The sequence below is a fragment of the Macrococcus sp. CoH-51_TC_04 genome, assembly GCF_058188655.1.
This window is the reverse complement of record NZ_JBVGOY010000005.1, coordinates 36,657-49,948: the sequence shown is the minus strand read 5'-3', so window position 1 is coordinate 49,948 and position 13,292 is coordinate 36,657. Positions and strand designations below refer to the sequence as shown.

General features: G+C 34.4%; 12 protein-coding genes and 1 pseudogene. 2 read left to right on the top strand and 11 right to left on the bottom strand.

What is annotated here, in order from left to right:
* Positions 1-24 precede the first annotated feature (24 nt).
* Both ACZ2V4_RS06295 and ACZ2V4_RS06290 read right to left on the bottom strand, forming a co-directional pair.
* Positions 25-1,590: an alanine/glycine:cation symporter family protein gene (locus ACZ2V4_RS06295; RefSeq protein ID WP_219493525.1), complete on the bottom strand. Its 1,566-nt coding sequence runs from the start codon at positions 1,588-1,590 to the stop codon at positions 25-27.
* Between the two features lie 98 nt (positions 1,591-1,688).
* Positions 1,689-1,859, bottom strand: a complete 171-nt coding sequence (locus ACZ2V4_RS06290; protein ID WP_219493524.1) for a hypothetical protein — start codon at positions 1,857-1,859, stop codon at positions 1,689-1,691.
* Positions 1,860-1,934: 75 nt separating this feature from the next.
* Between ACZ2V4_RS06290 and ACZ2V4_RS06285 the strand changes: the two genes are divergently transcribed.
* Positions 1,935-2,417: a pyridoxamine 5'-phosphate oxidase family protein gene (locus ACZ2V4_RS06285; protein WP_219493522.1), complete on the top strand. Its 483-nt coding sequence runs from the start codon at positions 1,935-1,937 to the stop codon at positions 2,415-2,417.
* Positions 2,418-2,493: 76 nt separating this feature from the next.
* On the opposite strand, the gene ACZ2V4_RS06280 is transcribed toward ACZ2V4_RS06285, so the two are convergent.
* The 6 genes and pseudogenes from ACZ2V4_RS06280 to ACZ2V4_RS06255 form a co-directional block, all read right to left on the bottom strand.
* Entirely contained in the window at positions 2,494-4,494 is a 2,001-nt protein-coding gene (locus ACZ2V4_RS06280; RefSeq protein ID WP_283722065.1) for a catalase, read from the bottom strand.
* Between the two features lie 240 nt (positions 4,495-4,734).
* Positions 4,735-6,072 (bottom strand): sodium-dependent transporter, encoded by a 1,338-nt coding sequence (locus tag ACZ2V4_RS06275; RefSeq protein WP_219493519.1) that lies wholly within the window; start codon positions 6,070-6,072, stop codon positions 4,735-4,737.
* Positions 6,073-6,418: 346 nt separating this feature from the next.
* A complete protein-coding gene (locus tag ACZ2V4_RS06270; RefSeq protein WP_219493516.1) occupies positions 6,419-7,156 on the bottom strand; it encodes an SDR family NAD(P)-dependent oxidoreductase in 738 nt (245 codons plus the stop codon).
* 12 nt (positions 7,157-7,168) lie between these two features.
* Positions 7,169-7,606, bottom strand: coding sequence for a MarR family winged helix-turn-helix transcriptional regulator (locus tag ACZ2V4_RS06265; RefSeq protein ID WP_219493515.1), 438 nt, complete (start codon positions 7,604-7,606; stop codon positions 7,169-7,171).
* A 403-nt stretch (positions 7,607-8,009) separates the two neighbouring features.
* Positions 8,010-8,373 (bottom strand): annotated as a pseudogene (locus ACZ2V4_RS06260) (hypothetical protein); the annotation flags it as partial.
* 420 nt (positions 8,374-8,793) lie between these two features.
* Complete coding sequence (locus ACZ2V4_RS06255; protein ID WP_219493514.1) at positions 8,794-10,563, bottom strand: oleate hydratase; 1,770 nt, start codon at positions 10,561-10,563, stop codon at positions 8,794-8,796.
* Positions 10,564-10,719: 156 nt separating this feature from the next.
* Here ACZ2V4_RS06255 and ACZ2V4_RS06250 point away from each other — a divergent pair, with 156 nt between their 5' ends.
* The gene (locus ACZ2V4_RS06250; protein WP_219493512.1) at positions 10,720-11,304 is read left to right on the top strand and encodes a TetR/AcrR family transcriptional regulator; all 585 of its coding nucleotides are present in this window, start codon (positions 10,720-10,722) and stop codon (positions 11,302-11,304) included.
* Between the two features lie 46 nt (positions 11,305-11,350).
* On the opposite strand, the gene ACZ2V4_RS06245 is transcribed toward ACZ2V4_RS06250, so the two are convergent.
* From ACZ2V4_RS06245 to ACZ2V4_RS06235, 3 genes are all read right to left on the bottom strand, one after another.
* Positions 11,351-11,890 carry a hypothetical protein gene (locus tag ACZ2V4_RS06245; RefSeq protein ID WP_490514636.1) on the bottom strand — a complete coding sequence of 180 codons (540 nt, stop codon included), beginning with the start codon at positions 11,888-11,890 and terminating at the stop codon, positions 11,351-11,353.
* A 20-nt stretch (positions 11,891-11,910) separates the two neighbouring features.
* Positions 11,911-12,204, bottom strand: coding sequence for a HesB/YadR/YfhF family protein (locus tag ACZ2V4_RS06240; RefSeq protein ID WP_219493508.1), 294 nt, complete (start codon positions 12,202-12,204; stop codon positions 11,911-11,913).
* 430 nt (positions 12,205-12,634) lie between these two features.
* Positions 12,635-12,982 carry a DoxX family protein gene (locus tag ACZ2V4_RS06235; RefSeq protein ID WP_219493506.1) on the bottom strand — a complete coding sequence of 116 codons (348 nt, stop codon included), beginning with the start codon at positions 12,980-12,982 and terminating at the stop codon, positions 12,635-12,637.
* Positions 12,983-13,292 lie beyond the last annotated feature (310 nt).

Sequence of the window (13,292 nt, the reverse complement as noted above, 5' to 3'; positions counted from 1 at the left end):
ATAAATACTCCTTCCCTTCTCTAACTACTCTTCAATCTTCTCTTCTTTTAAACGTTTCGGATAATCTTCTAACCAGAATTTCGCATTCGGTAACTCATTTGGATTCGGTTTATAAATCGCATATTTACCAGAACCTTTCTCTTTCTTCTGCATCTCAAAGTCTTTTAGCGCACGTATTGCAGGTTTGTGTAAAATCCAGATCGCAATAATGTTACACCATGCCATAAGTCCTACACCTAAATCACCCATCGCCCAGGCAACGTCTGCTGTTTTTATTGCACCATAGAATGTTGCACCAACAATAATTAAACGTGTGACGTTAATTAAAAACTTATTTAAAGATACACTACCATTTTTCGTCAAATAAGATACATTGGTTTCTGCTATATATGCATATGCTAATATGGTCGTAAATGCAAAGAAGAACAGTGCAATAGCAACAAAATATGAACCAATACCCGAATATGCCGGATCAAATTGATAACCACTTCCATGGAATGCTTTATCAATACCCGCTTGAACATACATTGCTGTTCCAGAGTAGTCCTTCTCTCCATCAGCATTTAGTGCATATACACCGCCATCTTTAATTAAGTTCGGCATATCACCCTTCATCGAGCCGTCCGTTGTATTGAATGTACCTGATAATAAAATAATTAATGCTGTTGCTGTACATACAAACAGCGTATCAACATATACCGAGAAAGCTTGAACTAAACCTTGTTTAGCAGGGTGTGATACTTCTGCTGCTGCCGCCGGATGAGGCCCTGTACCTTGACCAGCTTCATTAGAATAAAGTCCACGTTTAACACCGATTTCAATCATTGCACCAAGTATCCCACCAAACGCTGATTCCATATTGAATGCTGACTTGAATATTAATGCAAATAAACCAGGGACTTTATCAATATTAAGAACAATAATAACAACCGCTAATAAAATATATAAGATTGCCATAAAAGGGACTACTGCAGTCGCTACAGATGCAATCCAGCGAACTCCTCCAAAAATAATTAATGCTAAAACCACTACAAGCGCTATACCGATAATCCATCCTTCGAATCCAAAAGCATTCTTCATAGAACTTGCAATGGCGTTAGATTGAATACCAGGTAATAATAATGCTGTTGATACTATTGCCAGTATTGCGAATAATATCGCATAACCTTTCGCAAATCCGCCTTTCATTCCTGCTTCAATATAATATGCGGGACCCCCTCGATACTCACCGTTAATCTCTCTCTTATAAATTTGAGCTAGTGTAGATTCGATGAATGCTGAACTCGCACCCAAAAATGCAGTCATCCACATCCAGAATACAGCTCCCGGGCCACCGATATAAATTGCTGTTGAAACACCGACTATATTACCCGTCCCTACACGTCCAGCAAGCGATAAAGCAATTGCCTGGAAACTAGAAATTCCTGTAGGTGACTTCTCCCCTTGAAACATCAGTCGGATCATCTCTTTTAGATGCCTGACTTGAAAGAACTTCATTATTAATGAAAATGAAATCCCTGTAATTAACAAGCCGTAGACTAATGGTTTACTCCATACAATCTCGTTTAAAAAGCTTATAATCCCTTCCATACATCCAACCCCTTAAATATAATAGTGAAGTGATACACTTATTAATTATATATTCACTAAAGACGTATGGCAATGTATTTATAGATTATTCTGAAAATTTAATTTATGTATTCCCTTTTTAACTTCTCTATATCCTTTTTCCAGAAAAATCGTTCTTTCTTTGATTGGTAAGCAACCTCAATCAGACTATTCGTCATCCACATCGAAAACAACGGATAAGGAACTCCCATCTCAATAATGTCGTCAATCGTTACAAATTCCCTTTCCATATTTAACCTCTTTCTATGCATAAAGTACTAATCTTAAGGGTAGTTATAATATATAAAGATAATGGAGGCGATAATATGAATCAAAAAGAAATCTATGATAAGTTATTTGAACTGATTGAAAAGAATGATATTGCAATGATGACAACCATTCAAGATAATAAACTCGTTTCACGACCAATGAGTTATCAAGATGTAGATGCGAATGGGGATATTTGGTTTATGTCAACACGCACTGAAAAAACTGAAGAAATTGAGCAAGATAATCGTGTGAACTTATCATTCGCTAATAAAGGATATGTATCAATCTCAGGAAATGCCTTTATCGTAAATGACAACGACAAGATTAAAGAATACTGGAGTAAAGGAATAGAAGCTTTCTTAAAAACAAATCCTGAAGATCCAAATGTCGTGCTTATTAAAGTAGTTCCAGAAACTGCTGAATACTGGGCAACAGATGAATCAGTGAAAACTGTTGTTGAAGGCATTAAATCACTTTTTTCCAAAGAAAAAGGTAGTAGAGAAAACAGTTCATTGAATGAATCACTTAATCTTAAATAATATGTAAACACAGTAGATTGCTCTACTGTGTTTTTTAAATTCAAAATTAAAAAGACCTCACGTAGAGGTCTTGAATTTATGGTTGTCTATCCCAATGTCTTTGTTTTACTAATGCATCAAGATAATTGTTTGCAGAGGCATCAATTTCAATGATACCTGGCTCATCTTTTTTCACAGATGTTGCATCGATTGCTGCTTCAGCTTGTTTACTAAAACCAATTGTCTTAAAGTGGCGATTTGCTGCTTCAATATAGTCTTTCGCTGGTGGCAAGAGGGGTACTTTTGCATCCAGTACGATAATACCGTCAAAGAATGTAGAGTGCACTGTATCAAATGTTTCAGATACTTTAAATGCTCCAATTGTCATTGCTTTCTCAGCAACAAGTTTAAAATTAACCTTGTTATCGCTTAAGTTTTGCACGATGTCTTTAATCTCTGCTTCTTTTGAACTTGCAGTAACCATAATAGCGACAGATAATGTGTCTAACTTCTTAATTGTGTTTTCCATGCTAAGTGCCGGTGATTTCTTATCTGATTTCACTTCTTCATCTGTTGTAGGGGCTTGAACGCCAATTTTATCTGCAATTTGAGTCGCTAAGTCTTTATCGACTTTATTAATATTGGCAATTGCATTTTCTTTAACGAAATCATGCTTACATTTACCTAATTCAAAAGCAAATCCATCTCTTAGATGCTCTTTTTCAGGCTGCGTTAAGCTATTATAGTATAACTTTGCTTGTGAGTAGTGATCTTTAAAACTTTCACTTCTGGCACGCACTTTATGTGCATCAATCTTCTCATGGTAAGATTCAAATCCACCTTCTTCAACGGGTGTCGTATGGGGATTATTATTATTGATTGCATTCTTATGGTAGGATGTTTGTCCTTTATGCACAAATGATTGGTGCATACCATCACGTTGATTATTCGCAAACGGGCATACAGGTCTGTTGATAGGAATTTGGTGGAAGTTTGGTCCACCTAAACGAGATAACTGTGTATCAGTATATGAGAATAATCGCCCTTGTAATAATGGATCGTTACTAAAGTCAATTCCCGGTACAAGATGTCCTGGATGGAATGCAACTTGCTCTGTTTCTGCAAAGACATTATCTACATTGCGATTTAAAGTCATTTTACCCACACGTTTAACTGGCACTTCTTCTTCTGGCCATAATTTCGTTGGATCTAATATATCGAAATCAAACTTAAATTCCTCTTCTTCTGAAATAATTTGTAGTCCTAATTCCCATTCTGGATAGTCACCTTTTTCGATTGATTCATATAAATCTTCACGGTTAAAGTCAGAGTTTTTCCCCGCGATAATTTGCGCTTCATCCCATACTAAAGAATGTGTGCCGAGTAGAGGTTTCCAATGAAATTTCACAAAGTGTGACTTTCCTTCTTTATTGATTAAACGGAATGTATGCACACCGAACCCTTCCATTGTACGGAAGCTCTTCGGAAGGCCTCTATCACTCATCGTCCACATCGTCATATGTGTTGACTCGGGGTTTTGTGCAAAGAAATCCCAAAACGTGTCGTGAGCTGTTCCACCTTGAGGAATTTCATTATGTGGTTCTGGTTTTATTGCGTGTACTAAGTCCGGGAATTTGATTGCATCCTGAATAAAGAATACAGGAATATTGTTACCTACTAAATCATAATTACCTTCTTCAGTATAGAATTTAGTCGCAAATCCGCGTGCATCACGTACTGTATCATTTGATCCTTTAGAACCTTGCACTGTCGAAAAACGTACAAATACAGGTGTCTTTTTAGATGTATCTGTTAAAAATTTCGCTTTAGTATAATTACTTAAATCTTCATATACTTCAAATTCTCCATGTGCACCATAGCCACGAGCATGTACAATTCTTTCAGGAATTCTTTCATGGTCAAAATGCGTCATTTTTTCTCTGAAATGGAAGTCCTCTAATAAGGTTGGTCCACGTTCTCCAGCTTTAAGCGAGAATTCATCTTCTGCCATCTTTAATCCTTGGTTTGTCGTAAGTGCAGTATCTTCTGAGTGGTCTCTACGAAATGCTTCTAATTGCTCATCTTTTTTATTAGTCATTATCGTTCCCCCTATAAGTTTTTATACATTTGACAATTCCCTATTTAATGCATTCAAAACATTAAGGAATACTAATATTAAGCAAAATAATGCACAAAAATATTCTCTGAAATGAAATTTCAGAGAATAAACCAATAAAAAACTATTTAAGAAGCTGGTTACCTTATGTCTAGCGGTCGTGCCAAGAAGAAACGAAACGTTATATCATCGTTCAACTTACATAAAGAAATGGCTAAGCATTTACTGCACCAATTGATTGATAATCACCAATAATATGACCAGTGGAATAACATATCGCAGTAATATGATCCATACATTAAACAGTTTATTCTGATATGGCTTCTGGACGAAGTATGCTTTCATTATCTTTTTATCTAATACGTAACCTGAGAACAACGTATAGCATAATACACCAATTGGTAACATGATATTGGATACAAGGAAGTCCATATTATCAAAGAATGTTCCTTTTAGGAACTTCATGTCACTTATCGGTCCAAATGATAGTGCGCATGGAATACTTACAATGAAGATACCTAAAATAATCACAAGAACAGACTTCAGACGTTTCGTATTATCATTCTTTGTCATATTTGAAACATTGATTTCTACAAGATTGATGGATGACGTAATTGTTGCAAAGAAAAATAGCAATAAAAAAATTAAATAGAACATCGAACCAAATGGTAGCTGATTAAAGACATAAGGTAACACGATAAAGAGTAAACCTGGGCCTTGTGCATTATCTATGCCCAAAGATGCCGTGGCTGGAAATATCGCCAATCCCGCTAATAACGTTACTAAAATGTTAAGTAATACAATATATCCTCCTGCTTGCACAAGATCAGTTCCTTTTTTCATATAAGAAGCATAAGTCAACATCCCCCCAAACCCTACAGATAAAGAGAAGAACGATTGTCCTAACGCAAATAAAACGGCTTCTTGATCTAGTTTATTAAAGTCTGGATTTAAAAAGAATGATACACCTTCCATCGCATTTGGTAATGTTATTGATCGAATGATCATAATGAGAAACATTACAAATAACATCGGCATCATAAACTTAGAGACACGTTCAATACCATTTTGCACCCCTTTAATAACAATAATGCCCGTTAATGCCAGGAACAAAATAACCCCTGCAATTGTATTCAATGGATTTGATATGATACTACCAAATAACACTGTATAATCTTTGGTCGCATCTCCAGTAAAAATCACTTTTATCGTACGAATAATATATATTAAGATGAAGCCGCCGATAACGCTGTAAAAACTCATTAATAAAAATACCCCGATATTACCAAGATAGCCGATTAAATCATACTTCTTCTTACCAGATAACTTACTAAATGCTCGTGTACTATAAGTCTCCCCAGCGACGCCCATCACAAATTCACTCATTAATATTGGTAATCCAATAAATAAAGTGAAAATGATAAACAAAATAAGGAATGCTGCTCCTCCATTATCAGCCATCACATAAGGGAATTTCCACATCGCCCCCAACCCTATCGCTGAACCTGCACTTGCTAGTATAAAACCTAATTTTGATGTGAAACCTGATTGCCTCTCCATATAAATCCCTCCTAAAATAAATATAAAAATAAAAAAGAGACCGTGTGTACACACGATCTCTTAAGTATAGAGACCGCTCATACATCGGCCTCTTAAGCGAATGCTAAGGAAGCCGTCATAGATACTTATACCTATGACGGTTATAAGTATCAGGACAGCTGCCACCAATTATTTAACTGTAGCTTTGTGTTTGTCATAATACTAACTCCTTTAGCGTTGAATTGATTTAATATTATCAGATTTCATTTTTTATGTCAATTTATTTTCTGAAAATTCTGTGCGATATTTATAATCAAGTTAGCCACCTGAGATGGAAGTAAATCAAACAATTTTATCAAAATTTCTTCTAAACAGTGGCTGTTACACCACCGTCAATGACAAATTCTGAGCCTGTTGAATATCTTGCTTCATCTGATGCCAAGAATATGATCATATTTGAAACTTCTTCAGCTTGCGCTACACGACGCATTGGAATCATTTGTTTAAATTTATCCACCGCTTCTTTTACGCCAGGTTGTTCAAGCATCGGTGTATGAATAACACCAGGGTGCACAGAGTTTACTGTAATATTAAACGGTGATAATTCTCTTGCTGCTGCCTTTGTCATACCTCTTACCGCAAACTTCGTATCTGTATATCCAATTGCGCCGCCGGCAAGACCATTCATAGATGATATATTAATAATCGCACCTGAATTTTGAGCTTTCATAGTTGCGGTTACTGACTTAATACCTAAGAACACAGAAACTTGATTAATATTTACAATCTTCATATAGTCATCTAAAGTAATTTCTTCAATTTTCATATTATATGTAATACCAGCATTATTAACAAGCACATCAATCTTACCCCAATATTCAAGTGTCGTCTGTACAACATTTTCCCAATCTGATTCACTTACAACATTATGTTTGATAAACAATGCATCTGAGCCTAATGTCACTGCTACAGCTTGCCCCTTTTCCTCATTTATATCTGTAATCACTACTTTAGCGCCTTCTGCAATTGCACGCTCTGCATGCACTTTCCCCATACCCTGAGCTGCACCCGTAATAATAATTACTTTGTCTTTTAAACGTTCCATTTTATTTCCTCCTTACAATGTTTTGATTGATGCTACATGATTTAATAATTTTTCCTGAATCTGTTTCATTTGTTTAAGTTCTTCTTCAGATAATATATCATATACTGCATTACGTACTTGCTTTCCAACACTTTCTGCTTCTTCCAACACTTTCAAACCTGTTTCAGTTATATTGAGCATTACGACACGTCTGTCACCTGAATGATTAATACGCACGACATATTCCATTTCTACAAGCTTGTTTGTCATTGTCGTAATTGCACCATATGTAAAACCTAATGCTTTTGCAATGTCTGAAGGCTTTGCATGACCATTTCGCTTAATATATTCGAGTAATATTACTTGGGAAATGTTAAGTTTATGGTCAAAGTGCTTTAAAAATAACGATATCATCTTATAGCTAAGTTGATTCCCATCATGAACAAGTCTGAAGAAGTTAGATTCTTCCATATATACACCTCTATATCATTAATTTATTATTAAATAATTTAACACTAAACTATTTAATAGTAAATTAAAATACTCAAAAATAAAGATACTTGCCCACCTCTTACGTTAATTACATCTACTCCTTGTTACTGCACGCTTACCTCTCATACCTGATTGGTAAATCATATATATTTTCTGTGCCTTTGTAATTCTCAATGTAATTTAGTGGCACATTCTTTGCGCCTTTAATGTAACCTATCTTAAATTCACCTGGTATTCATGGATATTTATAAGACAATCGGAAATAAAGATGAGAATATTAAACAAAATGAACAACTCCTCAATCTCTACAACAAAGACAAACAATAACCGAAGCATACATTATGTACTCCGACTATAAATTCAACCATTTTTAATTAGCTAATTATTTCGTACGCGCAACAAATTCATAAAATCTTCTACATTGTCTAAGTTTTGGTTACACTTCACAGTATTGTGACAAATACAATCCCCTTTCTTCGTGTAAGTCTCATCACTCTTATTATGTTTCGTTTTATTTAAAACTAGCACAACATCTAATTCCGCATTACATATATTACAGAACCCTTTCACTTTATTCGTTGAAATTTCACTATAAATATCTTCAAACTGATCCGTTTTATTTTTATATACAATATATTTTCTATTCGTCGATACATCATTACATTCAAGGCAAGATGTTTCTTCAGCATAATCGCATTGATATCAAGAGTTTTTTGTTTCTTCATTTTACTAAATAGTTTACTTAATTATGCTGGTGTCGGCATTTCAAAGTCTTGAACATGCACTTTAACAGTTTCTAATAAATAATCTGCGTTCTTCTTCGTAAACTATACATCGTCAATTGATTGAATGAACAGATTGGCATCTATTCTATACGATTGAAATATATCTTCTATTTCAGGTATTGATTATATTCAAATAGCAACAAATGATTATAAATTTCACAACAGATTATTTATAAACTTATAGGAATATGAAAGTGCGTTCTCCAAACAAAATAAATAGAGGCCTATTACTTTAGGCCTCGTTAAAAGATGTTATACAGATTTTCATATTATGATCTCAATAGCAAACATACCAAGGAAACCCTCATAGATGCTTACCCATTTTTATAATCACTGTAATGAAACCAGTTTTCACTAGAGATATCAAACGATAAAAATCTATTATATTAATTTAGCTTCTTCTAATAATTCTTCAATGAATGTACCAGATGCTTTCTTCAATAAGCGTTTTTCTACCAATCTTTCATAGAATGGCATATCAATTTCATCTAGTTTCTTGCCATCATTCAGTACAGATAACGCATGTAATAAAATTCTCACATCGTATACTGAAGCGAATACTTCAGGCACTCCACGGTCTACTTCTAGAAGTTTATACACCGCTTCCATAGCAGTTCTTACTGAATATTCTGTTGTAAATACGGTATCTCTTTCTGTTTCTGCAAAGTTACCTATAAATGCAATATTCTTTGAACCATGTGGTACTACTAAAGGACGGTCTCCTTCTTTACGTGGCATAAAGTAAGCAGTAATGTACGGCATATAGCTTGGAATTGTATTACATTCTGCTGCTAGTGCTGAAATTTCTTCTTCAGGAACACCCATATGATAAAGCCATTCTTCACAAATTTCTTTACCAGAACACTCAACAATTGTTTTATTCGTACGTTCTCCACGTTCATCTGAATAAAGTGCGTAAATCCACACACTCACTTGATCATCCGGTTGATTTTTAAACTGCTGTTGTCGGTTTAACGTAAAGCTTAACTGCCACTTTGAATCATCTACAGTAACGATACCACCAGTTACTGTACGGCCTGATAATGGATCACGTTTACAAATTTTTTGAATATAATCTATAACTTTTTTATTATTTGTTGTTGCTGTAGCAGAAACGAACCAACTTTTCTCTGGTAAATCTTTATAGAATTTAGACGGATTACCGAACTCATCACATTGTGCACTTAAATTTTCCCATAATTGCCATGCACCTCCAGGTTTTGTTGTAGGTGGGGCAGGTGTATCGTTATCTCCATAAGTAGTACTTTCAGTGATGCTGCCATTTGTTACAAATACTAAATCATTTTCTGTTAAAGGAATTGATTCTTCATTACCTTTACGCACGATGTCTATTGCCTTTGCAACTTTTGACTCTTTTGAACATTCAACTTGTATATTCTTAACGGTTACACCATATTCAAATGTTACATTGTTCGCTTTAAGATGCTCGATCAAAGGCATAACAAGTGATTCAAATTGATTGAACTTCGTAAATTTTAGAGCTGAAAAGTCTGCAAGTCCACCAATATGATGGATAAAACGCATTAAATATCGACGCATCTCCATAGCAGAATGCCAAGGTTCGAATGCAAACATCGTTTTCCAGTAAATCCAGAAATTTGAGTCTAAGAAGTCTTTACTGAAGACATCAGATATCTTCACATCATTCAGCTGTTCTTCTTTCATTAAGCAAAGCTCGACGATTTCTTTATTCGCTTTTTTTGTTAGAGTCATTTTTCCATCTGATTCTAGGCGTTGTCCACGATTTTCTATTACGCGGCACTTCGAATAGTTTGGATCTTCTTTATTTAACCAGTAGAATTCATCAAGGACAGAAGCATCTTCGACTTCCAATGATGGCACCGAACGGAATAAATCCCATAAACATTCAAAATGATTCTCCATTTCACGACCGCCACGCATTATATAGCCACGTTCAGGATTCAATATTCCATCCAAACTTCCTCCAGGAAGATCAAGCTCTTCTAATATATGGATATTTTCACCTTTCATTCGCCCGTCTCGTATTAAAAAACTCGCTGCTGCTAATGACGCTATACCAGAACCAACTAAGTATGCAGACTTATTATCTACCCCTTCTGGCTTTTTCGGACTTGCAAATGCTTCATAGTTTCCATTACTATAATACATAAATACCACTCCATTCGATATATATAATTTAAAGTTGCATGCTTGCTTTATATTCATTACTCTATCGCATTATTTTTCATATTCAGAGAATTTTATAAATAGTTTTGTCACTTATGTGACATTATGTATAAATATGTCTCAAAAGAAGGTGTACATATGGATAAAAAAGACTTAAGAGTTATCAAGACTGAACAGGCGTTACGGAATGCACTACTTGAATTAGGAAATGCTAAAGATTTTGATTCCATCACCATTAACGAAATTTGTGAAAAGGCATTAGTCAGACGTTCTACATTTTATCGTCATTACGAAGATAAATATGATTTTTATCAATGTACAATCATTCATCTCCTCAACATTTATAATGAAAAAAATGATGTACATTACAATCACTATCATCCTGAAAAATTTTATGCTGCTATGATTCACGATGTATTATTATTTTTAGACCAAAATAAATCGCTTGCAAAATCTGTAATATGCAGTGAAATCTATGGTGTCATCTCAATGATTATTTATAAACAACTTTATTTAATTATTGAATCTCATTTAAATCGTGAGATGGAAAACGGCTATGTTTTTAACCAAGACATCAATCTGCTTGCAGAGTTTTCCGCTGGGGGTATAATGCGCATTATATTTAACTGGTTACAAGCAGGCGGCAACAATGTCGATCACCTGTCTAGTTCACTAGAAGAAATGTTAAACCAATTCTGGAGCAAAATGAGATTTCAAAAGTAAAATAAAGAACTAGGAAGTATTCTCCTAGTTCTTTAATCGATATAAATTAATTTGTAATCTCTTTAATAAATGTCGCTATATTTTCTGAGCTTTCATAATGCTCTATTGTCATTGGATCAAAATGGATAAATGGTCCATTTTCAATATTAATATACTCTCCATCTTCTGATCCAATGCCTCCGAAATAGTAAGAAGTATCTCGTGCATCATAATATGTCGCTAACTCCTTTTTCAAAGTTTCACGTGAATTAACTGCTTGTCTAATTTCTGTATTTTCATAAATGTAAACGCCAACCTTTGATGTTCCATTCACAAGCCCTTGAGTCGTATTAATATGAGCAATTTCGTTCCATACAACATAGATCGTGTCCTCCCCTGTAAAAGCATAGCGAGTAAATGGATAGATACTTCCACCAAACTTAACTTCGTAATAGGCAGGAATTTCGTCATATAATAACACCGTGTTCCCGTATTTATCCATTTTTATGAAAGGAACCGAGGCGATCCATTGCTCAATATCTGATTCCTTGTCAAACACACCAACCACTTGCCTATAACTTTGTTCCGTTATTTCTAATAGATACAATGTACTTCACCTCAAGTGCATTATTTTTTATAATCGTATGCAACTTCTTCAAGTTGTTCATCGTACTCAATATATAAATCATGACCATCAAAAAACCATAAATCTGGCTCATTCACATAATATACTATGCCATCTGCAGTAATAGCTGTCACTGCTTTATCATCATCTGCATCTATAGTAAAAGCTAGCGAGTAATTCTCCTGAACTTTACTGGATCCATAGATTTTACTGTAAAATCTAACTTTGTCACCTGATCCTAGTCCTACTTCTTCTTTGAACCATTGATTAGCTTTGTCCGTTATATATATATTCATAATTATTCTCCTATCTATTGTTTATTGCAAATATTTTACAACTTTATCATTCAAGATAATCTTTAAACGATTCATACGAAACTGCGAACAATAGAAATCAAATCGATCATCTATTTTCCAGCATATAAATAGTATAATAAACATATCACATATAAAGAAATTAGTGGAACAATATGAAAAACAAGCCCGAATGACGATGTAAATGTTCACCATTTACTAGCATCATTCGGGCTTTATTTATTGTGGTGTTTCAAATGTGACAATATTACCTAGTTCAATATTGTTCTGACCAGCAAGCTTACTTGACAATTACCAATTTGACCTGTGAAGATGTCCTATATCTACTCATCCACTTTGTGAAAATAACTGTAATTCCATGCTTATTTTGATTGATAGACACTAATCTAAGGGCATCTATCAACGTTAAACATTATTTTCTAAAAGAATCAAATAATGTAACCATATTTAAACCAAAGTACTTACCTGCCGCGCTTAATGATTTTACTCCATGACCTGCTTTTAGGTGGTTATACATTGCACCTAACATAATAACATTGATTAGCATTGCACCGATTCTTGCAAATTTTTTATTAAATACAGATAACATCAAGAAGATTGAACCGATTAATTCAAAGTATCCTGCGACTTTCATCATACTCGGAGATAGGTTGAATCCTTCTTTGAATTGCTGAGCCATCGCCTCATCATTTTTCACTTTCGGTAAACTACTTTTGAGAATGTCTTTTGCTACGTATCCATTTACAATATGTTTATGCATTTTATTGCCTCCTAAATTTAATATATTAAATATACTATAATATATTTAATATATCTATAGTCCATTAGACTGATTTTTCATTTTTGGGATAGCGTAAAGATAATACTAATCCAAATAATGAAAGTATGAACATGCTTATATAAGTAATATTCATTTGTATTCCCGATTGTACTGACAAATTCATTATCGTAATAAATATTGCAGTTCCGATAGCATCCGCTACAACAGGCAGAAAGAAACCATTAATTTTCAGTCTCATTGTCCATATTGCACTCATGCTGGTGAACGGCGCAGTACCAGTCTTCACACT

Excerpts from the sequence above, each read along its gene's own strand:
- ACZ2V4_RS06240 (WP_219493508.1), bottom strand. The coding sequence starts at position 12,204 with ATGAATATATATATAACGGACAAAGCTAATCAATGGTTCAAAGAAGAA.
- ACZ2V4_RS06295 (WP_219493525.1), bottom strand. The coding sequence starts at position 1,590 with ATGGAAGGGATTATAAGCTTTTTAAACGAGATTGTATGGAGTAAACCA.
- ACZ2V4_RS06255 (WP_219493514.1), bottom strand. The coding sequence starts at position 10,563 with ATGTATTATAGTAATGGAAACTATGAAGCATTTGCAAGTCCGAAAAAG.
- ACZ2V4_RS06270 (WP_219493516.1), bottom strand. The coding sequence starts at position 7,156 with ATGGAACGTTTAAAAGACAAAGTAATTATTATTACGGGTGCAGCTCAG.
- ACZ2V4_RS06250 (WP_219493512.1), top strand. The coding sequence starts at position 10,720 with ATGGATAAAAAAGACTTAAGAGTTATCAAGACTGAACAGGCGTTACGG.
- ACZ2V4_RS06275 (WP_219493519.1), bottom strand. The coding sequence starts at position 6,072 with ATGGAGAGGCAATCAGGTTTCACATCAAAATTAGGTTTTATACTAGCA.
- ACZ2V4_RS06285 (WP_219493522.1), top strand. The coding sequence starts at position 1,935 with ATGAATCAAAAAGAAATCTATGATAAGTTATTTGAACTGATTGAAAAG.
- ACZ2V4_RS06235 (WP_219493506.1), bottom strand. The coding sequence starts at position 12,982 with ATGCATAAACATATTGTAAATGGATACGTAGCAAAAGACATTCTCAAA.
- ACZ2V4_RS06265 (WP_219493515.1), bottom strand. The coding sequence starts at position 7,606 with ATGGAAGAATCTAACTTCTTCAGACTTGTTCATGATGGGAATCAACTT.
- ACZ2V4_RS06280 (WP_283722065.1), bottom strand. The coding sequence starts at position 4,494 with ATGACTAATAAAAAAGATGAGCAATTAGAAGCATTTCGTAGAGACCAC.
- ACZ2V4_RS06290 (WP_219493524.1), bottom strand. The coding sequence starts at position 1,859 with ATGGAAAGGGAATTTGTAACGATTGACGACATTATTGAGATGGGAGTT.